At 74.6% G+C, this 21,230-nt stretch carries 16 protein-coding genes and 1 pseudogene; 7 read left to right on the top strand and 10 right to left on the bottom strand.

Going from position 1 to position 21,230, the window contains the following annotated elements; translation table 11 throughout:
* Positions 1–36: 36 nt before the first annotated feature.
* The 6 genes from ACJ9NR_RS30465 to ACJ9NR_RS30440 form a co-directional block, all read right to left on the bottom strand.
* On the bottom strand, positions 37–795 hold the full coding sequence (locus ACJ9NR_RS30465; protein WP_412491521.1) for an ANTAR domain-containing protein: 759 nt from the start codon (positions 793–795) through the stop codon (positions 37–39).
* 296 nt (positions 796–1,091) lie between these two features.
* Positions 1,092–2,243: an XdhC family protein gene (locus tag ACJ9NR_RS30460; protein WP_412491522.1), complete on the bottom strand. Its 1,152-nt coding sequence runs from the start codon at positions 2,241–2,243 to the stop codon at positions 1,092–1,094.
* Between the two features lie 90 nt (positions 2,244–2,333).
* Positions 2,334–3,791 (bottom strand): NCS2 family permease, encoded by a 1,458-nt coding sequence (locus ACJ9NR_RS30455; protein WP_412491523.1) that lies wholly within the window; start codon positions 3,789–3,791, stop codon positions 2,334–2,336.
* 166 nt (positions 3,792–3,957) lie between these two features.
* Positions 3,958–6,339 (bottom strand): xanthine dehydrogenase family protein molybdopterin-binding subunit, encoded by a 2,382-nt coding sequence (locus ACJ9NR_RS30450; protein ID WP_412491524.1) that lies wholly within the window; start codon positions 6,337–6,339, stop codon positions 3,958–3,960.
* Between the two features lie 5 nt (positions 6,340–6,344).
* Positions 6,345–6,944: a (2Fe-2S)-binding protein gene (locus tag ACJ9NR_RS30445; protein WP_412491525.1), complete on the bottom strand. Its 600-nt coding sequence runs from the start codon at positions 6,942–6,944 to the stop codon at positions 6,345–6,347.
* The gene (locus ACJ9NR_RS30440; RefSeq protein WP_412491526.1) at positions 6,944–7,834 is read right to left on the bottom strand and encodes an FAD binding domain-containing protein; all 891 of its coding nucleotides are present in this window, start codon (positions 7,832–7,834) and stop codon (positions 6,944–6,946) included. The genes ACJ9NR_RS30445 and ACJ9NR_RS30440 overlap by 1 nt, the downstream gene beginning before the upstream one ends.
* A gap of 343 nt (positions 7,835–8,177) precedes the next feature.
* Between ACJ9NR_RS30440 and ACJ9NR_RS30435 the strand changes: the two genes are divergently transcribed.
* Together ACJ9NR_RS30435 and ACJ9NR_RS30430 are read left to right on the top strand one after the other, a co-directional pair.
* Positions 8,178–9,875, top strand: a complete 1,698-nt coding sequence (locus ACJ9NR_RS30435; RefSeq protein WP_412491527.1) for a PucR family transcriptional regulator — start codon at positions 8,178–8,180, stop codon at positions 9,873–9,875.
* A gap of 167 nt (positions 9,876–10,042) precedes the next feature.
* The gene (locus ACJ9NR_RS30430; protein WP_412491878.1) at positions 10,043–10,810 is read left to right on the top strand and encodes a hypothetical protein; all 768 of its coding nucleotides are present in this window, start codon (positions 10,043–10,045) and stop codon (positions 10,808–10,810) included.
* Between the two features lie 533 nt (positions 10,811–11,343).
* Here the strand turns inward: ACJ9NR_RS30430 and ACJ9NR_RS30425 are convergent.
* Entirely contained in the window at positions 11,344–12,204 is an 861-nt protein-coding gene (locus ACJ9NR_RS30425; protein ID WP_412491528.1) for a GntR family transcriptional regulator, read from the bottom strand.
* 155 nt (positions 12,205–12,359) lie between these two features.
* Here ACJ9NR_RS30425 and ACJ9NR_RS30420 point away from each other — a divergent pair, with 155 nt between their 5' ends.
* The gene (locus ACJ9NR_RS30420; protein ID WP_412491529.1) at positions 12,360–13,220 is read left to right on the top strand and encodes a (2Fe-2S)-binding protein; all 861 of its coding nucleotides are present in this window, start codon (positions 12,360–12,362) and stop codon (positions 13,218–13,220) included.
* Positions 13,221–13,524: 304 nt separating this feature from the next.
* Positions 13,525–14,562 (top strand): DUF2637 domain-containing protein, encoded by a 1,038-nt coding sequence (locus ACJ9NR_RS30415; RefSeq protein WP_412491530.1) that lies wholly within the window; start codon positions 13,525–13,527, stop codon positions 14,560–14,562.
* A gap of 99 nt (positions 14,563–14,661) precedes the next feature.
* Here ACJ9NR_RS30415 and ACJ9NR_RS30410 read toward each other — a convergent pair whose 3' ends face one another.
* A complete protein-coding gene (locus ACJ9NR_RS30410) occupies positions 14,662–15,114 on the bottom strand; it encodes an ATP-binding protein (protein WP_412491531.1) in 453 nt (150 codons plus the stop codon).
* An 866-nt stretch (positions 15,115–15,980) separates the two neighbouring features.
* Between ACJ9NR_RS30410 and ACJ9NR_RS30405 the strand changes: the two are divergent.
* Positions 15,981–16,184, top strand: a pseudogene (locus ACJ9NR_RS30405) (glycoside hydrolase family 38 N-terminal domain-containing protein); the annotation flags it as partial.
* Positions 16,185–16,365: 181 nt separating this feature from the next.
* On the opposite strand, the gene ACJ9NR_RS30400 reads toward ACJ9NR_RS30405, so the two are convergent.
* Positions 16,366–17,751, bottom strand: a complete 1,386-nt coding sequence (locus ACJ9NR_RS30400) for a protein phosphatase 2C domain-containing protein (protein ID WP_412491532.1) — start codon at positions 17,749–17,751, stop codon at positions 16,366–16,368.
* A gap of 544 nt (positions 17,752–18,295) precedes the next feature.
* On the opposite strand from ACJ9NR_RS30400, the gene ACJ9NR_RS30395 reads away from it, so the two are divergent.
* A complete protein-coding gene (locus tag ACJ9NR_RS30395) occupies positions 18,296–19,315 on the top strand; it encodes a helix-turn-helix domain-containing protein (protein WP_412491533.1) in 1,020 nt (339 codons plus the stop codon).
* Positions 19,316–19,363: 48 nt separating this feature from the next.
* Positions 19,364–19,732: a PPOX class F420-dependent oxidoreductase gene (locus tag ACJ9NR_RS30390; RefSeq protein ID WP_412491534.1), complete on the top strand. Its 369-nt coding sequence runs from the start codon at positions 19,364–19,366 to the stop codon at positions 19,730–19,732.
* A 33-nt stretch (positions 19,733–19,765) separates the two neighbouring features.
* On the opposite strand, the gene ACJ9NR_RS30385 is transcribed toward ACJ9NR_RS30390, so the two are convergent.
* A complete protein-coding gene (locus tag ACJ9NR_RS30385) occupies positions 19,766–21,166 on the bottom strand; it encodes a DNA-3-methyladenine glycosylase 2 family protein (RefSeq protein WP_412491535.1) in 1,401 nt (466 codons plus the stop codon).
* Between the last annotated feature and the right edge of the window lie 64 nt (positions 21,167–21,230).

Raw genomic sequence — 21,230 nt, 5'->3', positions numbered from 1 at the left:
CTGCGGGCAGGGACCGTGAAGGATACGGACAGACCGTCAGGCGTGCGGCGGCGGGGTGGGGGGCGCGGCGAACTCGTCCGCGGTCACCTGGCCCTCTATGACGAGCCGGCACAGCCGGGTCAGTGACGTGCGGCGGGCGCGGGCGTACGCGCGCAGCCGCTCGAAGGCGGCCTCGGGCGTGACGTTCAGCCGCGCCCCCAGAGCGCCCTTCGCCTGTTCGATCACGATCCTGCTGTTGAGCGCGGTCTGCAGCTGGCCGACCCGTTCCGCCTGGTCCTGGGAGAGGCGCTGGTGCAGGATGCCGATGGTCGCCGCGTCCGCCAGGGCCTGTCCCAGGCGCAGGCCGGCCGGGTGCAGCCCTGACCGGCTCTCGTGGAAGACGTTCACCGCCCCGATGACCTCCTCGCGCAGGCGCAGCGGCAGCGCGGCGACGACGGCGAAGCCGGCCGCGCGGGCGGCCGGGGTGAAGCGCGGCCAGCGCTCGGCGGTCGCGGGCGGGGCGAGGTCCACCGGGCCGATCTGCTCATGGCCGCTGCAGCTGTCCTTGCACGGGCCCTCGTCGAACTCGACCTGGACCTCTTCCAGCTGATGCGCGGCGTGAGTGGAGGCGGTCACGTCCACCAGGCGTTCCTGGGCGTCGACCATGACGACGCCGATCGCCGTCACGTCCAGCAGCTCGATCATGTGGTCGGTCAGCACGTGCAGGAAATCGACCAGGTAGAAGCCCTCCACCATGGTGTCGGCCAGTTCCAGGAAGGCCCGCGCGAGTCGTTCGTCGCGCTCCCACTGCGTCATCGGAGATCCCTCCTCCCCTGCCTCCACCGCGCCGGCACGGCGCGATGAGGGGACACTATCGGCCCACGACCATTGTTGCCCAAAGCCGTGTCCCAGGAGCGCGTACCTCCGCACGGCCAGGCGGTGCCCGCCGGGAGGACCCGGGTGCCGCCGCGGGCGCGGCGCACGATGGCGCGGGAGACCCGCGCGGAAGGAGCCGGTCGCCGGCGGGAGGCACGGGTCGAGGCAAGGGGGTGCCGCCCCTTCGGACCCGGGCGGCGGCGCAGTGGCATCGGGCGGCGGCGCGGCCGGCCCGCTCAGGCCACCGACCCGATCCGCCCGGCCGGCACCGGCGTGTCGTCGTGGTGGATCGGCGTGTGGGCACCGGTGAGGGGGACGCCCGTGCCGCCGCGGCGGTCGGCGACGATCTCGGCGGCGATCGAGAGGGCCGTCTCCTCGGGGGTGCGGGCGCCGAGGTCGAGGCCGATCGGGGATCGCAGGCGGGCCATCTCCGCCTCGGTGAGGCCGGCCTCGCGGAGGCGTTCGCCGCGGTCCAGGTGGGTGCGGCGGGAGCCCATCGCGCCGACGTAGGCGACGGGCAGGCGCAGGGCCAGCTCCAGCAGCGGTACGTCGAACTTGGCGTCGTGGGTGAGGACGCACAGGACGGTGCGGCCGTCCACCGGCGTCCGCTCCAGGTACGTGTGGGGCCACTCGATGACGACCTCGTCCGCGTCAGGGAAGCGTGCCCTCGTCGCGAACACCGGGCGCGCGTCACACACCGTGACGTGATGGCCCAGGAACTTGCCGACGCGGACCAGCGCCGCCGCGAAGTCGATCGCACCGAAGACGATCATCCGCGGCGGGGGGACGGAGGACTCGACGAGGATCGTGAGCGGGGCGCCGCAGCGCGAGCCCTCCGCGCCGATCTCCAGGGTGCCGGTGCGCCCGGTGTCCAGGAAGGCCCCGGCCTCCGCCGCCACCGTGCGGTCCAGTCCGGGGTGGGCGCCGAAGCCGCCCTCGCGGGAGCCGTCGGGGCGCACCGCGAGCGCCCGGCCGAGCAGTCCGGCCGGGCCCCGCACGATCCGCGCCAGCGCCGCCGCCCGGCCCTGGGCGGCGGCGCCGAGCGCGGACTCGACCGCCGGGCGGGCGGGGTCTGCGGCCCGTACCGGCGTGACGAGGATGTCGATGACGCCGCCGCAGGTCAGGCCCACGGCGAAGGCGTCCTCGTCGCTGTAGCCGAACCGCTCGAGGACGGTTTCGCCGTCCCGCAGGGCCTGTCGGCACAGCTCGTACACGGCCCCCTCCACGCAGCCCCCGGAGACCGAGCCGATCGCCGTGCCGTCGACGTCCACCGCGAGGGCGGCGCCGGGCCGGCGGGGTGCGCTGCCGCCGACGGCCACCACGGTGGCCACGGCGAAGTCGCGTCCCTGCCCGGCCCACCGGTTCAGCTCCTCGGCGATGTCCAGCATGTCTCGGTCTCCTCACGGGGTCGCTGCGAAGGGCTGGGGGCGGGCGCCGCGGACGGACGACGGCCCGGCGCCGTACGTCCGGCGCAGCGCTCAGCGCACGCCCATCCAGCTCTCGATCGGATGGAGGGCGAAGTAGATCAGGAAGACCGCCGTCAGGCCCCACATGAAGGCGCCGATCTCCCGCGCCCTGTTCTGGGCGATCTTGATGGCGGCGTAGGAGACGACCCCGGCCGCGACACCGGCGGTGATGGAGTACGTGAACGGCATGATCACGACGGTCAGGAAGACCGGGATCGCGGTGGCGCGGTCGGCCCAGTCCACGTGGCGGGCGTTCATCATCATCATGGCGCCGATCACCACCAGGGCCGCGGCCGCGACCTCGCCGGGGACGATCGCCGTCAGCGGGGTGAAGAACAGACAGGCCGCGAAGAACAGGCCGGTGACCACGGAGGACAGGCCCGTACGGGCTCCCTCGCCGACGCCGGTCGCGGACTCGACGAACACCGTCTGGCCGGACGCGCCCGCCACACCGCCGACCGCGCCGCCCGCGCCGTCGATGAACAGCGCCTTGGACAGGCCCGGCATCCGGCCCTGGTCGTCGGCCAGCTCGGCCTCGGTGCCGACGCCGATGATGGTGGCCATGGCGTCGAAGAAGCCGGCGAGCACGAGGGTGAAGACGATCATGCCGACGGTCATCGCGCCGACGCCGCCCCAGCCGCCGAACTCCACCTTCCCGAAGAGCGAGAAGTCCGGCATGGACACCGCGCTGCCGTGCAGTTCGGGAGCGCCGCTCGCCCACTGCCTGGGGTCGACGACCCCGGTCGCGTTGAGCACGACGGCGGCCACGGTGCCGCCGAGGATGCCGATCAGGATCGCGCCGGGCACATCGCGCGCCAGCAGCATGAAGATCGCGAGCAGGGTGACGGCGAAGAGCAGCACCGGCCAGCCCGCGAGTTCGCCGGTCGCGCCGAGGGTGACCGGGGTAGCCTTGCCCTGGTGCACGAACCCGGCCTTCACCAGGCCGATCAGGGCGATGAACAGGCCGATGCCCATGGTGATCGCGTGCTTGAGGGCGAGCGGGATCGCGTTCATGATCATCTCGCGCAGGCCGGTGACGACCAGCAGCATGATGACGACGCCGTACATCACGCACATGCCCATGGCCTGCGGCCAGGTCATCTGCGGGGCCACCTGCGAGGACAGCACGCCGGAGACGGACAGACCCGCGGCGAGGGCGAGCGGCACCTTGCCGACGAAGCCCATGAGCAGCGTGGTGAAGGCCGCGGCGAAGGCGGTCGCCGTGATGAGGGCCTTCTGGCCGAGCGTGTCCCCGGCCGCGTCCTTGCCGGACAGGATCAGGGGGTTGAGCAGCAGGATGTACGCCATCGCCATGAAGGTGGTGACGCCGCCGCGCACTTCTCGTGCGAGCGAGGATCCGCGCTGGGATATGTGAAAGTACCGGTCGAGCCAGGACCTGCCGGCCGGGACGCGGGTTCCCGCACCCGCGTCGTCGGCGGTGGTCCTGGGCTCCAGTGACTGCTGGGCCATGGTGCCGTCTCCCAAGGTTCATAGGGGCACCCGCGGATCGCCTGCGGCGGATCGCGGGGTTTGGGATGTGCACGACCCGGGGGACGGCCCGAGACGGACAAGGGGGGGTCCGGGGGACGGGGCCCCCGGACGGCTCACCGGTGCGACCCCCGTGGGGTCGGGTGGGTCAGGTCCCGGTGAGGTGCTCCGGCCGGACCGGAGTCCTGTTCAGCTCGAGCCCGGTCGCGTCGCGGATCGCCGCGAGGACGGCCGGGGTCGACGACAGGGTCGGTGCCTCACCGATGCCGCGCAGCCCGTACGGGGCGTGGTCGTCGGCGAGTTCGAGCACGTCGACGGGGATGGTCGGCGTGTCGAGGATCGTGGGGATCAGGTAGTCGGTGAAGGAGGGGTTGCGGACCTTCGCCGTCTTCGGGTCGACGATGATCTCCTCCATCACCGCCACGCCCAGGCCCTGGGTGGTGCCGCCCTGGATCTGGCCGACCACGGAGAGCGGGTTGAGCGCCTTGCCGACGTCCTGGGCGCAGGCCAGCTCGATGACCTTGACCAGGCCGAGCTCGGTGTCGACCTCCACGACGGCGCGGTGCGCGGCGAAGGAGTACTGCACATGGCCGTTGCCCTGGCCGGTGCGCAGGTCGAAGGGCTCGGTCGGGCGGTGCCGCCACTCCTGTTCGACCTCGACGGCCTCGCCCTCCAGCACGTCCACCAGGTCGGCGAGGACCTCGCCGCCGTCGGTGACCACCTTGCCGCCCTCCAGGAGCAGTTCGGCGGTGGCCCAGGCGGGGTGGTACGTGCCGAACCTGCGCCGGCCGATCTCCAGGACCCGCTCGCGGACGAGCTCGCAGGCGTTCTTCACGGCGCCGCCGGTGACGTACGTCTGCCGGGAGGCCGAGGTCGAACCGGCGGAGCCCACCTGGGTGTCGGCGGGGCGGATGGTCACCTGCGCGACGCCCAGCTCGGTGCGGGCGATCTGCGCGTGGACGGTGACGCCGCCCTGGCCGACCTCCGCCATCGCGGTGTGGACGGTGGCGACGGGCTCCCCGGCGACGGCCTCCAGGCGCACCTTGGCGGTGGAGTAGTCGTCGAAGCCCTCGGAGAAGCCGACGTTCTTGATGCCGACCGCGTAGCCGACGCCGCGTACGACGCCCTCGCCGTGGGTGGTGTTGGACAGACCGCCGGGCAGCTGCCGTACGTCGGCGCCCTCGCTGGACTCCCACTGGCGCTCCGGCGGCAGGGGCATCGCCTTGACGCGGCGCAGCAGTTCGGCGACCGGGGCCGGGGAGTCGACCGGCTGCCCGGTCGGCATGATGGTGCCCTGTTCCATGGCGTTCAGCTGCCGGAACTCCACCGGGTCCATGCCCAGCTCCTTCGCCAGCTTGTCCATCTGCGCCTCGTAGGCGAAGCACGCCTGGACCGCGCCGAAGCCGCGCATCGCGCCGCAGGGCGGGTTGTTGGTGTAGAGGGCGATGGCCTCGATGTCGACGTCGTCGATCACGTACGGGCCGACCGACAGGGACGCGGCGTTGCCGACGACCGCCGGGGAGGCGGAGGCGTAGGCGCCGCCGTCCAGCACGATCCGGCACCTCATGTGGGTCAGCTTGCCCTCGCGCGTGGCCCCGTGCTCGTAGTGCAGCCTGGCGGGGTGGCGGTGGACGTGCCCGAAGAAGGACTCGAAGCGGTTGTAGACGATCTTGACGGGTTTGCCCGTGCGCAGGGCGAGCAGGCAGGCGTGGATCTGCATCGACAGGTCCTCGCGGCCGCCGAACGCGCCGCCGACGCCGGCCAGGGTCATCCGCACCTTGTCCTCGGGCAGGCCGAGCACGGGCGCGATCTGGCGCAGGTCGGAGTGGAGCCACTGGGTGGCGATGTAGAGGTGGACGCCGCCGTCCTCCTCCGGCACCGCGAGGCCGGACTCGGGACCGAGGAAGGCCTGGTCCTGCATGCCGAAGGTGTACTCGCCCCGGACGATCACGTCGGCCCGCCCCGCGGCGTCGTCCGCGTCGCCGCGGACGATCGGCTGGCGGTGGACGATGTTCGGATGCGGGACGTGCCCGCTGTGGTGGTCGTCGCGGCCCTCGTGGAGGAGCACGGCGCCGGGCGCGGTCGCGGAGGCCTCGTCGGTGACGACGGGCAGCTCGCGGTAGTCGACCTTGATCTTGGCGGCCGCGCGGCGGGCGGTCTCCGGGTGGTCGGCGGCCACGATCGCGACCGGCTCGCCGTGGTGGCGCACCCTGCCGTGCGCGAGGACCGGGGTGTCCTGGATCTCCAGGCCGTAGTTCTTCACCTCGGTCGGCAGGTCGTCGTAGGTCATGACGGCGTACACGCCCGGCGTGGCCAGCGCCTCGCCGGTGTCGATGGAGACGATCTCGGCGTGCGCGACCGTGGAACGCAGGATCTGGCCCCACAGCATGTCCTCGTGCCACATGTCGGACGAGTACGCGAACTCGCCGGTGACCTTCAGGGTGCCGTCCGGGCGGAGCGTGGACTCGCCGATGCCGCCCCTGGTCTGCGACCCCTGGGTGATCCTGGTGGGAGCTCCGTTGGTGGGCATCCGGCTCAGACCGCCTCTCCCTGCCGGGCGGCCGCGAGGCGGACCGCGTCCATGATCTTCTCGTAGCCGGTGCAGCGGCACAGGTTGCCCGAGAGCGCCTCGCGGATGTCCGCGTCGCTCGGGTCCGGGTTGCGCTCCAGCATCTCGTCGGCGGCGACCAGCAGACCCGGCGTGCAGAAGCCGCACTGGACGGCCCCGGCGTCGATGAACGCCTGCTGGATCGGCGAGAGGGCCGTGTCCGGCGAGATCGCGCCCTCGCCGGTCTGCGAGTCCTGCCCCTTGGCCGCCCACGCCTGGGCGTCCTGCAGCGACGTACCGCCGGCTCCGGAGGCACAGCCGCCGTGCCCGGCGCGCTGCTTGGCGAAGTCCGCGAGGCCCTCGACGGTGACGACGTCGCGGCCCTCGGCCTGCCCGGCCGCGACCAGGCAGGAACAGACCGGCACGCCGTCCAGGCGGACCGTGCAGGAGCCGCACTCACCCTGCTCGCAGGCGTTCTTGGAGCCGGGCAGGCCCAGGCGCTCGCGCAGGACGTAGAGCAGGCTCTCGCCCTCCCAGACGTCGTCCGCCTCCTGCGGGCGTCCGTTGACGGTGAAGTTGACGCGCATTACGCAGCTCCCTCGGTGATGCGGCGGGCGCCGCGGTAGGACTCCCAGGTCCAGGTGAGCGTGCGGCGGGCCATCACGCCGACCGCGTGGCGGCGGTAGCTCGCGGTGCCCCGGACGTCGTCGATCGGGTTGCAGGCTCCGGAGCACAGCCGGGCGAACTGCTGGGCGACGGACGGGGTGATGATCTTCCCGTTGTCCCAGAAGCCGCCCTCCTCGAGCGCCGCGTTCAAGAACTCCTCCGCGGCCTTCGCCCGCACCGGGGTGGGCGCGGCGGAGCCGATGCCGGTGCGGACCGTGCGGGTGGCGGGGTGCAGGGCGAGGCCGAAGGCGCACACCGCGATGACCATGGCGTTGCGGGTGCCGACCTTCGAGTACTGCTGCGGCCCGCCGGCCTTCTTGATGTGCACCCATTTGATCAGCTCGTCCGCGGCGAGGGCGTTGCGCTTGACGCCGGTGTAGAACGCGTCGATCGGGATGCGGCGGCTGCCGCGCACCGACTCGACCTCGACCTCGGCGCCGGCCGCCAGCAGGGCGGGGTGGGCGTCGCCGGCCGGGGAGGCGGTGCCGAGGTTGCCGCCGACGCCGCCGCGGTTGCGGATCTGCGGGGAGGCGACCGTGTGCGAGGCGAGGGCGAGCCCCGGCAGCTCGGCCCGCAGGTTCTCCATGATCCTGGTGTACGGGACGGAGGCGCCCAGCCGTACGCTCTCCTCGCCGACCTCCCACTCGAAGAGGTCGCCGACGCGGTTGAGGTCGAGCAGGTACTCGGGCCGGCGGTGGTCGAAGTTGATCTCGACCATCACATCGGTGCCACCCGCAATCGGCACAGCGGTGGGGTGCTCGGCCTTCGCGGCGAGCGCCTCCTGCCAGCTGGCGGGGCGAAGGAAGTCCATTGCCGGCTCTCTTCTTCGTCTCGTGGTCGTACGGATCGAGCCAGATCGGGTGCGGCGGTCCCGGCTCGTTCATGTGCTGTTTACGCGAAGTGGAGTCAGTACACAGCGCCGTACTCCGCCGGGGTCAGTCACGGAAACCATGAAGGAGTTGGCTGGCCAGGCCGGGCATCTTGTAGATTCGTATGAACGGAGGTCATCAGCAACCTCCCCGTTCTCCTGTAGAAACGCAGGAAACAGCCTGGCCATCGAAGGACGCGCCGCGCGCGGCGGTCGCCGGGGCCCTGCCACCGGCCCTCCTGACCACTCATCGTAGATTTCGAGACACAGAACGGCGGCGACGAGAATGCGGCTGCGCGCACTGCTGGACACCGACGCGCTGGGCCTGCGGCTGCTCGGCGGCGAGGACGAGCTCGACCGCGCCGTGCGCGGGGTGATGACGACGGACCTGAGGGACCCCAGCCGCTACCTCTCGGGCGGCGAGCTGGTCCTCACGGGGCTGGCCTGGCGCCGCGACGCCGACGACTCCGAGCCGTTCGTACGGATCCTGGCGCAGGCCGGCGTGGCCGCGCTGGCGGCGGGTGAGGCGGAGCTGGGGGCCGTCCCCGACGACCTGGTCGCGGCCTGCCTCCGGCACCGGCTCCCGCTGTTCGCGGTGCACGAGTCCGTGGCCTTCGCGACGATCACCGAGCACGTCGTACGGCAGGTGTCCGGCGAGCGCGCCGGGGATCTCGCGGCCGTCGTGGACCGGCACCGGCGGATGATGACCTCGGGTCCTGCGGGCGGCGGCCCGGACGTCGTCCTCGACCTGCTCGGCTCCGACCTGGACCTGCGGGCCTGGGTGCTCTCCCCCACCGGGCGGCTCATCGCGGGGCCGAAGGCCGCCGGGCCCGCGATGCCCGCCGAGCTCCGCGCCAGGCTGGCCGCGGAGCACCTCGCCGCCGCCCGCACGGGCCGGCGCGGGCCGCACCGGGTGACGCTCGGCCCGACGACGTACAGCCTCTTCCCGATCCGTTCCTCGGGGCACCGCCCGGGGGCCGAGGCGGGACGCTCGGCGCAGGGCGCGCGGGACGTGCGCGCGACGGTGCTGTCCGACTGGCTGCTCGCCGTCGAGGCGGACGCCGGGGACTGGCCCGCGGCGCGGCTGGACCTGCTCCAGGGGGTCACGCAGCTGATCTCGGTCGAGCGGGACCGCCGGGACGCGGCGCGCACGGTGCGCAGACGGCTGGCGCAGGAGGTCCTGGAGCTGGTGCAGACGGGTGCGGCGCCCGCCGAGATCGCCGCCCGGCTGCGGGTGGCCGCGCCGGTGCTGCTGCCCGGTCTGGGGACCGCCCCGCACTGGCAGGTGGTCGTGGCCCGGGTGGAGTGGCAGGACTCGGACATCGAGGCCGGTCCGGCCGCGCAGTCCCTCCTGGAGGAGATCCTGGTCGACCCGCTCGCCACGGGTCCCGAACCCTCCGACCGCATCGCCGTGGCCCACACCGGCGACGAGGCCGTCGCGCTCGTACCGCTGCCCGCCGTCTCGGCCGAGCACGGCGGTGCCGAGCCGGAGATCCTCGCCGACACGCTGCTGGAGTCCGTACGCGATCCGCTCTCGGCGGGCCTGGACGACGACGGGCAGGTCACGCTGGGCGTCAGCGCCGCCGTGCACTCGGCGGAGGGGCTGCGCGGCGCGCTGGAGGAGGCGCGGCACGCGCGGCGGGTGGCGGCGGCGCGGCCCGGGCGGGTGTGCGCGGCGGGCCACCAGGAACTGGCCTCGCACGTGCTGCTGCTGCCGTTCGTGCCGGACGACGTCCGCCGCGCCTTCACCGCCCGGCTGCTGGATCCGCTGCGCGACTACGACCGCCGCCACCGGGCCGAGCTGATCCCCACCCTGGAGGCCTTCCTCGACTGCGACGGCTCCTGGACGCGCTGCGCGGCCCGGCTGCACCTGCACGTCAACACGCTGCGCTACCGGGTCGGGCGGATCGAGCAGTTGACGAGCCGTGACCTCTCGCGCCTGGAGGACAAGCTCGATTTCTTCCTGGCGTTGCGGATGAGCTGAGGTGCCACGGGCCCCGCACCGGACGGCACCGGATGCCGTCACCGTCCCACGACTTTGTGAAATCCTTCACCCGCCCCCTTGGCCGGGCCACGGAATTCGTGCTGAGATGCCGCCACCACTCATAGCTCGATGGCGCGCTCGGGGAGGGCAACGTGGCGCAGACCGCCATGTCTGGTTACGGAACGACCGCTGGTGACGATCCCCTCCAGACCGCGGTGTGGCGGCTGCGCTCACGGGCCTGCTGGGCCGACGCGGCCGCCCTGCTCCGACCCGGTACCGCCGACGCGGCGCTGCAGCGGACCGCGCTGCTGGTCGAGCGGTGTCTCTACACCGAGCAGGGCTGGGAGGAGGCCGAGGACGCGCTGCGCACGGCCGAGGCGCTGGCCCACACCGACGACGAGCGGGGCGCGGCCGCCTGTGAACGCGGGCAGCTCGCGTACGCGGCGACCCTGCACGGCGTGCGCGACCGGGCCGACGAGGCGCGGGCGGCGCTGGGACGGGCGGCCGCGCTGATCGCTCCGGGCGCGGCCGGCCGGGCCGTGCTGGACTTCCGGCGGGGGCTGCTCGCGGAGAACCTCACCGGGTCGCCGCAGGCCGCCCGGGCGGCGTTCCGGCGGGCGCACGCGGGCGCGACGGCCCACTCCGACCCGCTCCTGCTGTCCTTCACCTGGCGCCACCTCGCCGGACTCGCGCTGCGCGAGGGCGAGCTGGCCGAGGCCCGGCACGGCTTCGCCGAATCGCTGCGCATCCGCGAGGAGCTGGGCTACCTGGTGGGCACGGCCCCCGCGCTGGTCTCCCTGGCCGACACGGAGGCGGAGCCGGAGGCGTCCCGGCTGCGGGAGGAGGCGCGCCGGCTGTTCCGGCTGCTCGGCGGCGTACCGACCTGGCTGGCACGCCACCTGGCCCCACCGCCCCCCGGAGCGGCGACAGCCTGACGGCCCGGCACCTGCCCGGCGGGCCGGACCGGACCGGGCGCGGGCGGACGGGCGACAGCGCGACCGGGAAACAGGGCAACCGGAGCCCCGGCCGACACCGGCGGGGACGCCTCGGCCGACGTCGGCGAGGGTGGCCCGGGTCTCGGTGCGCGCGGTGGTCCGGGTGTGCACGGTGGTCTCGGCGCGCACGGTGGTCCGGGTGTGCGGTCGGGCGGCAGGGGCCGCAGGGGCCGCAGGGGCCGCAGGGGCCGCAGGGGCCGCAGGGGCCGCAGGGGCCGCAGGGGCCGCAGGGGCGGAACGTCGCAGGAGGTCCTGCGGTTCGCGAGGGTCCGGGCGGTGGGCGGACGACGCCGGGGCCCTGCCCGAGACGGCGAAGTGGCCGGGCGGGGGGCGGACGACGCCGGGGCCCTGCCCGAGACGGCGAAGTGGCCGGGCGGGGGGCGGACGACCCCGGGGCCCTGCCCGAGACGGCGGACTGGCCGGGCGGTGGGCGGACGACGCCGGGGGTTTCGCCGATGGCGGCCGTCAGACGGTCACGGTGATCCGGTGAAGTGCTCCCCCACCAGGGCCCGCACCAGCTCGAGGTCCCGCGCGATCAACGCGTCCAGCAGCGCCGCGTGTCCGGCCGCGTCCGCCAGGAGCTCGGTCCGGCCGCGGGACGCCGGGGGGCCGACGAGGGGCCACTGGGCGCGGCGGTGGAGGTCGTCGGCGATCTGGACGAGCTGTTCGTTGCCGGAGAGGGAGAGCAGGCCGCGGTGGAAGGCGCGGTCCGACTCGGCGTAGGTGGCGCGGCAGCCGGAGGACGCGGCGCGGACCGTCGCCTCGGCCAGCGGGCGCAGCTGCGCCCACCGCTCGACCGGGACCGTGCGGGCCAGCCGCAGCACCACCGGGACCTCGATCAGCGCCCGGACCTCGGCCAGTTCGGCCAGTTCGCGGCTGCCGCGCTCGGTGACCCGGAAGCCGCGGTTGGGGACGACCTCCACCGCGCCTTCGAGCGCCAGCTGCTGCATCGCCTCGCGCACGGGCGTCGCGGAGACCCCGAACCGCTCCCCCAGTGCCGGCGCCGAGTACACCTCGCCCGGTGCCAGCTCGCCCGCGACCAGCGCCGTGCGCAGCGCGTCGAGGATCTGGCCGCGCACCGAGGCGCGCCGCACCGGCCGGGGCCGGGGGATCGGCGGCTCACTGTGCGTGTGCTCGCCGCGCGTGGCACCGGCGGCGGCTCCCCCGCGCTCGGCCTCGCGCGCGCGGGGAGACTCCCGCCGCTCCCGGTCGGCGTCCGCCGCGGCGGGCTGCTGCGGCACCCGCGGCGTGGCCGCCGCCCATCCCCGGGGAGTTCCCGTCACCGCTCTTCGAGGGGTCCCCGTCTCCGCCGAGCCGTGCGTGCTCTGCCTCACGGGTCCTCCATCGGACGTATCGGTACTTGGGGCCATTACGGCGGGTTGTTACCCGCCCGTCAAGCACCATAGGCGCACAAGCCGTCAGTTCAAACCTCGACCATCTCGAGTAAGGTAAGCCTTACCTACAGATGATCTCGGATCGGCGGTCCCGCATGCCCGCGCACCCACCCGTGCCCCCCACGGCGCTCACGGCCGCGTACACCCGGCTGACCGCGGCCTTTCCGGGCCTGGAGATCACACAGCTCGGCACGGACGAGCCGATGCCCCGGACCGGCGGATGGGTCGGCGCCGACGCGCTCGCCGCGGGCGGGGCCGCGCTCGACGCCTTCCTGGAGCGGGACGACGCACAGGTGCTGCGCGACCACGGAACCCGGGCCCGCCCGGACGTCGTGGCGAGCTTCGGCCTGCACCGGTACGCCTGGCCCGCCTGCCTGCTGATCACCCTGCCGTGGTTCCTGCTGCGCCGGGTGCCCCGCCTCCCCGTGACGCACGTCGCCCACGACCGCACGGCCCCCGGCCTCTCCGTCGGCCGGATGGCCGTGCGCCCGGCCGGCTTCGCCTGCCTGCCCGGCGACCCGGCGGCCGCCCTGCCGGGGGCGCGCGTGGTCGCCGGCGAGGAGGCGCTGCGGGCGGAGGTGCGGGCGGCGGTCGCCGAGCACCTCGCACCCGTCCTCGCCGGGTTCGGGCCGCGGACGCGGCGGCGCGGACGGGCCCTGTGGGGCATGGCGACCGACGAGATCGTGGAGGGCCTCTGGTACGTCACCCATCTGCTCGGCGAGGAGCGGCGGGCGAGGCGCGAGCTGGAGGCGCTGCTGCCCGGCGCCACCGAGCCGTACGCCGGGTCCGCCGCCTTCCGGGAGCTCACCGGGCCGGACGGCGAGGTCCTGCCCACCCGGGACCGGGCGAGTTGTTGCATGTTCTACACCGTGCGCCCCCAGGACACGTGCGCCACCTGCCCGCGCACCGGTGACGCGGAGCGGGTGGCCAAGCTGCTGGCCGCGGCCACGAGTTGAGGCACCCTCAGGCGCGGCGGGCCCCGGCCGTCGCGTAGGATCAGCCACACGACGAGGCGCCCACCCGGTCACCGGCAATTCACAACTTCCTCACTTGTCGCAGGAACTTTCCGTGGAACCACCCGTACGGGTAGTCTTATTCGAACTCAACTCCCGCCCCTCAAGCGGCAGTTCGAGCAGAACGCTGCCATGGGCATCCCCTTGCACTTCCTTGGCGGCCTCTTGCCCCGAAACCCCCTGAGGGCCGGTGGGATTGGGCCACTATGGCGGGCGTTACGCCCTATCCCAATGCAAGGGACCCCAGATGAGACTGACCGACATATCGCTGAACTGGCTGCTTCCGGGCGCCGTACTGCTCCTGGGCATGCTGGCGGCGGTGGCGGTGCTCGCACGCAGCAAGCGGTCCGGGGAGCACGCGAAGACGGAAGACTCGTGGGAGCGCAGCGAGGAGCGCCGCAGGCGCAAGGAGGCCATATACGGCACCGCCTCCTACGTCCTGTTGTTCTGCTGCGCGGCGGTCGCCGCCGCGCTCTCCTTCCACGGACTGGTCGGCTTCGGCGAACAGAACCTCGGCCTCACCGACGGCTGGGAGTACCTCGTGCCGTTCGGCCTGGACGGTGCGGCCATGTTCTGCTCCGTGCTCGCGGTGCGTGAGGCCAGCCACGGCGACGCGGCCCTCGGCTCCCGGATACTGGTGTGGACGTTCGCGGGCGCCGCGGCCTGGTTCAACTGGGTCCACGCGCCCCGGGGCATCGACCACGCGGGCGCGCCGCAGTTCTTCTCCGGCATGTCCCTGTCCGCGGCCGTCCTGTTCGACCGCGCGCTGAAGCAGACCCGCCGGGCCGCCCTGCGCGAGCAGGGTCTGGTGCCGCGTCCGCTGCCGCAGATCCGTATCGTCCGCTGGCTGCGGGCTCCCCGCGAGACCTACAAGGCCTGGTCGCTCATGCTCCTGGAGGGCGTGCGCAGCCTGGACGAGGCCGTCGACGAGGTGCGCGAGGACAAGCGGCAGAAGGAGGCGAACCGGCTGCGCCGGCGCGAGCAGGACCGCCTGGAGCGGGCCCAGCTCAAGGCCATCAGCCGGGGTCACCGCGGGCTGATCGGCCGCGGCGGCGGCCGTCAGGTCGAGCCGCAGGCCCTGGAGCGCGCCTCAGCCTCCGCGGAGCCCGCCATACCGGCCCCGGAGCCGCTGCCCGTACGCTCACGCCCGTCGCTGCAGCCCGTCCGCAAAGGCGGTTCTGAATCGGTGACCGTCGACCTCACCGCGGAGGACGACACAATGGCCCTGCCACGCCTTGACTCCCTCGAGCGCAAGCTCAAGGACCTCGAGCAGCAGTTCGGCTAGAAGCGGCATCCGGGAAAAGGGGGCGCGGCCCGCGGGCCGCGCCCCCTTCCCGTTGCCGTGAGCCGGTTCGCCGCGTTCCTGAGCTCGCAGGCAACACGCCTAGAGGGCACCGGCGTCCAGTTCGAACCACACCACCTTGCCCACCCCGTGCGCGCGGACCCCCCAGGCGTCGGCGAGGGACTGCACCAGCAGCAGACCCCTGCCGTGTGTGCCGTCGTCGGTGTTCGTGACGCGCAGCCTGGGTCTGCGGGCCACGAAGTCCCGTACCTCGACCCGCAGTCCGCGGGAGGAGACCGTGGCCGTCAGGACCGCGTCGGTGTCGGTGTGGATGAGTGCGTTGGTGACGAGTTCACTGGTCAGCAGCTCCGCCACCTCCGACCGGCCGGGCCTGCCCCACTGCCGCAGCAGCTCGCGCAGTGCCCTGCGAGCCTCCGGCACCGCCTTCAGGTCCGCCCGTCCGAGTCTCCGCCGCAGCTGGGACGGCCGCGCCTGCCCCGCGCCGTCGTCCGCCCGTGCCTGCGCCGTCTTCGCCGAGAAGGCCCCGATCGCCATGGGACCGCCCCCTCGCGCCTGCCTCTTCATGACCCCCGCCCGCGTGCCGATGTCGGTCCCCTCCGTGTCGAACACGTTCACGGGGGATGCTTGCCCCTCTGAGCACGCCCCAGTCATGTCGAATCCTCAACGGCCGGGCGCCCGGCCACGGATGCGAGGATTCCGGCCGGGTGGGTGCCGTCCCGGGCCGCGCCGTCCGGGCGCCGGAGGAGCCACCGCACGCCAACCGGACCCTGGTACCCGCGCGCCTGGAACGCGCCCGGGGACGCTTCCCGCGGCCCGACCGGTGCGCGGAGCGCGTGCCCCTGGTCCCGTGCGCCCGGCATCCGCCCGGCGCGCCGGGGCCGGGCGGATGGAACCACCGCGTCGACCAGGGCTTTCCCACGGGTGCCCGGGGAGCGGGCGGGCCACCGCGTGGCGGCGGTGACCGGCCCCGGTCTCCCCGGCGTCGACGCCGAGTCCCCTCTCGACGCCCCCCGGTCGCCGGGCAGAGTGCCTCCGCCAGGACGCCGCGGACGTGCGGCTGAAGGCCGTCCACCCCCGCGACCGGCAGCCGCCGCCGGTTCCCCGGCCGGCGGGGACGGGCCGGTGCATCTGCTTGTGGAGGCGGCCCCCGATCCGGCCGTGCCGCACGGCTTCGCGGCTACGCGCCCGCCGGACGTACTGACCACCGGGGCTCGGCCCGTCCACCGGTTCCGCTCTGCCGACCTCGCCGTATCCGGTGAAGGCGTGGGACGGCCGGTGCTGGACGTGCGGGTGTTCTCGGACGACGGACCCGGCGGCTCGCAGGCGCGGCGGGACGCCCGGGTGAGGGGGAACCAGCCACACACGGGGGGCCGGTCAGGCATGCGGAGCCGGACGGCACCTGGGCGCCCGGCGGCCCGCTGTGGGGCGACACGGACGCCAACATGCCCGGCGGTGAGGTGCTCGCGCGGCAGATCGTGCGCGCGGAGCGCTCTTTCGCCGAAGAACCCGGCGTGCGGACCGGAGGCAGTCGGCCGCCGGACTCCTTCGGCCGCACCGCCGTCTTCCCCGGCTCCCGAAACTGGCCGGAATCCGCTCGTCCCTGACGCGCCTCGCCGGGCCCCCGGAGATGCTGCACACCGCTCGGCGACGTTCTGCCGGGCCATGACCGTCACCGGCCTTCGGTCTCCGGGCCTTCGGTCGCCAGCCTTGGCTCTCCGGGCCTTCGGTCCCCGGGCCTTCGTCCACCGGATCCCTCCGGGTTCCCTCACGGCACGGGCCCGGCCCTCACGCCTCCCACACCGCCGCGGCCGTACGGTCGTCCGCGTACCCCTTGACCCTGACCTGGGCGTCGGAGAGGAACGAGGCGAGACCGGGCGGGCTGGCCCCGGACCACCGGGTCGCCAGGTGGCGGCACAGGTCGGGTTCGCCGCGCAGGGGCTCGGCGAGTCCCCCGGTGCACATCAGCAGCGCGTCACCCGTGCGGGCGACGGAGGCACGGAAGCGGAAGGGCTCCCGAGGCGGTTCGGGGGCGGTCTCGTAGGGGCTCGGAGGTGTGGGGATCCCGAGGTCCATGGTGAGCCGGTCGCCGTCGGGGGTCTCGGCCGGCAGCGAGCCGAAGCCGACGACGGGTTCGCCGGCGACCTCGCCGACCCGCGGCTCGATGTCCTGCCAGTCGCCGTCACGCAGCCGGAACAGTCCACCGGTGCCCACGCCGAAGAAGACACGGATACGGCACCGCGGGTCGGCGGGCAGCAGCAGGCACCGCAGGGAGGCGGCGTACTCCTCCGGGTCGATGCCCTGTTCGGCGGCGCTCGCGCGGAGCTTGCCGAGGCTGCGGTCGGTGAGGCGGTGCAGGCCCGACTTCAGGTCGCCGCGCCGCCCGGCGCCGATGTCCTCCGCCAGCCGCGCGTGGCTGCGGCCGACGGCCCGGCCGATCCAGTGGCAGGCCTCGGCGGCCGCGCGGTGGGCACCCGGTGTGGCGCGGGCACCGGTGGCCATGGCCACCAGGACCAGGGCCTGTTCGCCGGCACCGAAGCGGGCGGTGAGGAGGGAGTCGCGGCGCGGCTCGCCCCGGTAGCGCGCGGAGTCGCCGCGGACGGAGACGGCACGCAGCGTGCAGGCGCCGTAGCGGGCGCCGTCCAGCACTGTGTCCGCGACCAGGTCGTCGAGGTCGTCCGGGTCGGCGGGCGGCAGCGCGGTGGGCTCGGCGTCGTAGGTGGGCGGGCCGGAACCGACGTAGTCGACCTGGGCCGGCGGGAGGGCGGGAACGTCCAGGCGGGTGGCGGTGCGGGCGGCCCGCCCGTCGGGCGCGGGGTCCCGGGACGGGTCCGCCCCGGCGCCACCGGTGTGCGCCGGGGTCGCAGTGGGGGCGGGGGCCGTCGTGGCGGGTTCCTCCGTGGAGGTGCGGCCCCCGGCGGGCGCCGACGGGCCTGCGGGCGCGGACGGCGGCTCCGAGGGCTGCCGTTGCGGGGCGATCCCGGCGCGCGGCGGTGCCTGGGGCGCCTCGGAGCCCTCGTGACCGGGCCCGCCCACGGCTCCCGCGGCCGAGGCGAACCGGTCGTCGAGGGTGTCGGGCGCCGGTGCGGGCCCGGTGTCCTCGGTGGCCTCGTCGTACAGCTGTCCCCACCAGTCGTCCTCGTGACCGGTGGGACTTCCCCCCTGCTGGCTCATGCCCCTAATTGTCCACCGACCGGGCCTGGTGGAAACGGGGCATCGGGTAAATCGGGCACGGCGGTCCGCCTCGAACGGCGCGCCTCTCCAGCTCGAACGGCGTGTCGGGTGAATCGTCGAACGTCGGTGCGTCAAGGCCGCCGGGCGGTTCCACCCCCCACGGGAGAACCGCCCGGCGACGCGGGGGTGATCCGGGCCCGAATCCCCTTCGTGCCGGCGCTGCGCCGACGGCACGTCTCGGGCCCGGATCACGTTTCTGGGTGCCGGGATCACGTCTCCGGGTGCCCCGGGCGCCTTTCCGGATGCCCGGATCGCGCCAGGGCGCCGGTCGGCCGGACCCGGGCGCGGGCGGCCTCCCGGGCGACCGGCCGTGCGTCGCGGGCGTGCCCCTCCGCCGTGCACAAGTGCTGATCAAACGGTGCGTGCCCACACCCTGGCAGAGGGCCGGGTGCTACGGCGATGATGTGCCGAGGCGGGTTTGCGCCGTGGCCGTTTTCCGCCACGGCGCCCACCGCGCGGAACTCCGGGGAGGGGCGAGAGGCCGATGCTGGGCGTGCTGGGGCTGGACGAGAGGCACGAGTCGGCGTACCGGGCGCTGGTGTCCGTGGGCGCCGCGGACGTACCCGATCTCGCGCGGCGGCTGGTCCTCGGCGAACGGGACGCCGAGCGCGCGCTGCGCCGGCTGGAGCGGCACGGGCTGGTCGCGCAGTCGCCGGCACGGCCGGGGCGCTGGGTGGCGGCGCCGCCCGCGGTCGCGCTGGGCGCGCTGCTGACCCAGCAGCGGCACGAGCTGGAGCAGGCGGAGCTGGCGGTGGCGGTACTCGCGGAGGAGTACCGGGCGGCGGCGCCCGAACCCGCCGTGCACGACCTGGTGGAGGTGGTGACCGGCGCGGCGGCGGTTGCCCGGCGCTTCCTCCAGCTGCAGCTCGGGGCGGACGAGGAGGTGTGCGCCCTGGTCACCGGCGCCCCGGCCGTCGTCACCGGCGCGGACAACGAGGCGGAGGAGCAGGCGGCCGGGCGCGGGGTCCGCTACCGGGTGGTGGTCGAGCGCTCGGTGCTCGACCTGCCGGACGGCATCACCGAGCTGACCGCCGCGCTCGGCCGCGACGAGCAGGTGCGGATGGTGGACCGGGTGCCGACCAAGCTGGTGGTGGCCGACCGCACGCTCGCCCTGGTGCCGCTGACCACGCACTCGGCGGAGCCCGCCGCCCTGGTCGTGCACGAGAGCGGGCTGCTGGAGCTGCTGTCCGGGCTGTTCGAGTCGGTGTGGCGGGACGCGCTGCCGCTGCGGCTGGGAGCGGACGGGATCACCGAGCGGCAGCCGGACGCCCCCGACGCCACGGACCTGGAGGTGCTGTCCCTGCTGCTGGCCGGCCTGACGGACGCGAGCGTGGCGAAACAGCTCGACCTGGGCCTCAGGACCGTACAGCGCCGGGTGAAGCGGCTGATGGAGCTGACGGGCGTGACGACCCGGCTCCAGCTGGGCTGGCACGCCTACGAACGCGGCTGGGTGGCCCGGGACCGACGGGGCGCCGACGGGGGCGGCGTAGGACCGACGGCGTAGGACGAGAACCCGATGTGCGAGCCGGGCCGGCGTGTTTGGCTGTCGGGCATGACCGCATTCAGTGAGGCCGAGAGCGCGTATCTGAAGTCGCAGCGGCTGGGGCGGCTGGCCACCGTCGACCCGCAGGGACAGCCGCAGGCGAACCCGGTCGGCTTCTTCCCGCAGGACGACGGCACCATCCTGATCGGCGGCGTGGCGATGGGCCGCACCAAGAAGTGGCGCAACCTCCGGCGGAACCCGAAGGTGGCCCTCGTGGTCGACGACGTCGTCAGCGTGCGCCCCTGGAAGGTGCGCGGCGTCGACATCCGCGGCGAGGCCGAACTCCTCACCGGGCCGCACGAGTTGGGCCCGCACTTCAGTGAGGAGGTGATCCGCGTCCATCCGCGGCGGATCCACAGCTGGGGTCTGGAGGACTGACCGGCCGGGTCCCGGGACCGCGGGCGGGAGCCGTCACGGCCGGCCCGGCTCACCCGCAGCGCGCAGGTGCCGCAGGGCGTACGAGCGCCAGGGCCGCCAGCTGCCGGGAACGTCCGGGCCGGGCGGGGCGACGTCGGGGTCGCCGAGGGCGCGGGTGCGGATGACGGCGACCGTGCCGGCGTCCAGGCCGGGCAGGGCCAGCAGGGCCGCCTCCGCCTCCTGGCGGTCGGCGCCGGGATCGAGGCGTACGGCGCCGTCGGCGAGGGCGGTGGTGAGCGCGCCGAGCGCACCGTGGGGTTCGGCCCCGGCGAGGACGGCCGGTTCCGGGAAGAGGTGGGTGAGGCTGCCGGAGGGCGAGTCGAGCGCCTTGCCGTAGCGCCGCACCAGCCGTTCGGCCCGCGCCCTGCCCGCCACCGCGCGCACCGCCAGCTCCTCGGGGTCCGCGGCGCCCGGCGACCGCAGCCCCGGCCGGGCGGCGACCAGGGGCGCGAGCCGGTCGTGGGCGCCGAGCCGCTCGTCGACGGCGTAGGGGTCGGCGTCGAGGTCGAACAACCGCCGCAGCCGCCCGACGGCGGTGGTCAGATCGCGGGGGTCGGTGAGGTGCAGCCGGGCGTCCAGCCAGCCTCCGGGATGGGCCCCGGACGCCGGCCCCGCACCGCCCGTCCGCTCGTCGACGGCGGCGATGCCGGTGCCGTGCGGCAGCCGGAGCGTACGGCGGTACGTCCGCCGCCCGCGCTCCCCGCTCATCTCCTCGACGCCCGGCACGGCCTCGTCCGCCAGCAGGTCGAAGACGGCGTCGGACCGGTACGGCCCCCGGTACGCGAGCCGCAGCGGGATCCCGGCGCCCTCGGTGGCCCGGCGGCCGCCCCGGCCGCCGTCCGGTGCGGTGGCGCGCAGCTGGGTCGGCGTCGCCGCGTACACCTGCCGGATGGTGTCGTTGAACTGCCGCACGCTGGCGAACCCGGAGGCGAACGCGATCTGTGTGATCGGCAGCCGCGTCGTCTGCACCAGCACGCGCGCGGTGTGCGCGCGCTGGGCCCGGGCGAGCGCGACCGGCCCGGCGCCCAGTTCGGCGGTCAGCTGCCGCTGCACCTGCCGGGCGCTGTAGCCGAGCCGGGCCGCGAGCCCGGCGACGCCCTCGCGGTCGACGACGCCGTCCCCGATCAGCCGCATGGCCCGCCCCACCACGTCCGCGCGCACGTTCCACTCGGCCGAACCCGGCACGGCGTCCGGCCGGCACCGCCGGCAGGCCCGGAACCCCGAGCCCTGCGCGGCGGCGGCCGTCGCGAAGAACCGCACGTTGCGCCGCTTGGGCGTCACCGCCGGGCAGCTGGGCCGGCAGTAGATCCCGGTCGTCCCGACGGCGAAGAAGAACTCACCGTCGAAACGCGCGTCCCGGCTGCGGACGGCTTCGTAGCGTGTGTCGTCGTCCATCACGCCTCCCAGTCTCCGCGGTCCACGGCGGCCCTGCTCGCGGGAATCGGACACGACGGCGGGA

Origin of the sequence: Streptomyces sediminimaris (assembly GCF_047049295.1) — a bacterium.
In the GTDB taxonomy this organism is placed as follows: domain Bacteria; phylum Actinomycetota; class Actinomycetes; order Streptomycetales; family Streptomycetaceae; genus Streptomyces; species Streptomyces sediminimaris.
The sequence above is the reverse complement of the archived record's forward strand: the minus strand, read 5'-3'. Positions and strand labels throughout refer to the sequence as shown.

What these genes read in the sequence shown, in the direction of transcription:
- ACJ9NR_RS30400 (WP_412491532.1), bottom strand. Translation starts at nt 17,751, where the DNA reads ATGAGCCAGCAGGGGGGAAGTCCCACCGGTCACGAGGACGACTGGTGG.
- ACJ9NR_RS30395 (WP_412491533.1), top strand. Translation starts at nt 18,296, where the DNA reads ATGCTGGGCGTGCTGGGGCTGGACGAGAGGCACGAGTCGGCGTACCGG.
- ACJ9NR_RS30390 (WP_412491534.1), top strand. Translation starts at nt 19,364, where the DNA reads ATGACCGCATTCAGTGAGGCCGAGAGCGCGTATCTGAAGTCGCAGCGG.
- ACJ9NR_RS30410 (WP_412491531.1), bottom strand. Translation starts at nt 15,114, where the DNA reads ATGGCGATCGGGGCCTTCTCGGCGAAGACGGCGCAGGCACGGGCGGAC.
- ACJ9NR_RS30430 (WP_412491878.1), top strand. Translation starts at nt 10,043, where the DNA reads ATGTCTGGTTACGGAACGACCGCTGGTGACGATCCCCTCCAGACCGCG.
- ACJ9NR_RS30450 (WP_412491524.1), bottom strand. Translation starts at nt 6,339, where the DNA reads ATGCCCACCAACGGAGCTCCCACCAGGATCACCCAGGGGTCGCAGACC.
- ACJ9NR_RS30385 (WP_412491535.1), bottom strand. Translation starts at nt 21,166, where the DNA reads ATGGACGACGACACACGCTACGAAGCCGTCCGCAGCCGGGACGCGCGT.
- ACJ9NR_RS30415 (WP_412491530.1), top strand. Translation starts at nt 13,525, where the DNA reads ATGAGACTGACCGACATATCGCTGAACTGGCTGCTTCCGGGCGCCGTA.
- ACJ9NR_RS30445 (WP_412491525.1), bottom strand. Translation starts at nt 6,944, where the DNA reads ATGCGCGTCAACTTCACCGTCAACGGACGCCCGCAGGAGGCGGACGAC.
- ACJ9NR_RS30440 (WP_412491526.1), bottom strand. Translation starts at nt 7,834, where the DNA reads ATGGACTTCCTTCGCCCCGCCAGCTGGCAGGAGGCGCTCGCCGCGAAG.
- ACJ9NR_RS30435 (WP_412491527.1), top strand. Translation starts at nt 8,178, where the DNA reads ATGCGGCTGCGCGCACTGCTGGACACCGACGCGCTGGGCCTGCGGCTG.
- ACJ9NR_RS30465 (WP_412491521.1), bottom strand. Translation starts at nt 795, where the DNA reads ATGACGCAGTGGGAGCGCGACGAACGACTCGCGCGGGCCTTCCTGGAA.
- ACJ9NR_RS30460 (WP_412491522.1), bottom strand. Translation starts at nt 2,243, where the DNA reads ATGCTGGACATCGCCGAGGAGCTGAACCGGTGGGCCGGGCAGGGACGC.
- ACJ9NR_RS30455 (WP_412491523.1), bottom strand. Translation starts at nt 3,791, where the DNA reads ATGGCCCAGCAGTCACTGGAGCCCAGGACCACCGCCGACGACGCGGGT.
- ACJ9NR_RS30420 (WP_412491529.1), top strand. Translation starts at nt 12,360, where the DNA reads ATGCCCGCGCACCCACCCGTGCCCCCCACGGCGCTCACGGCCGCGTAC.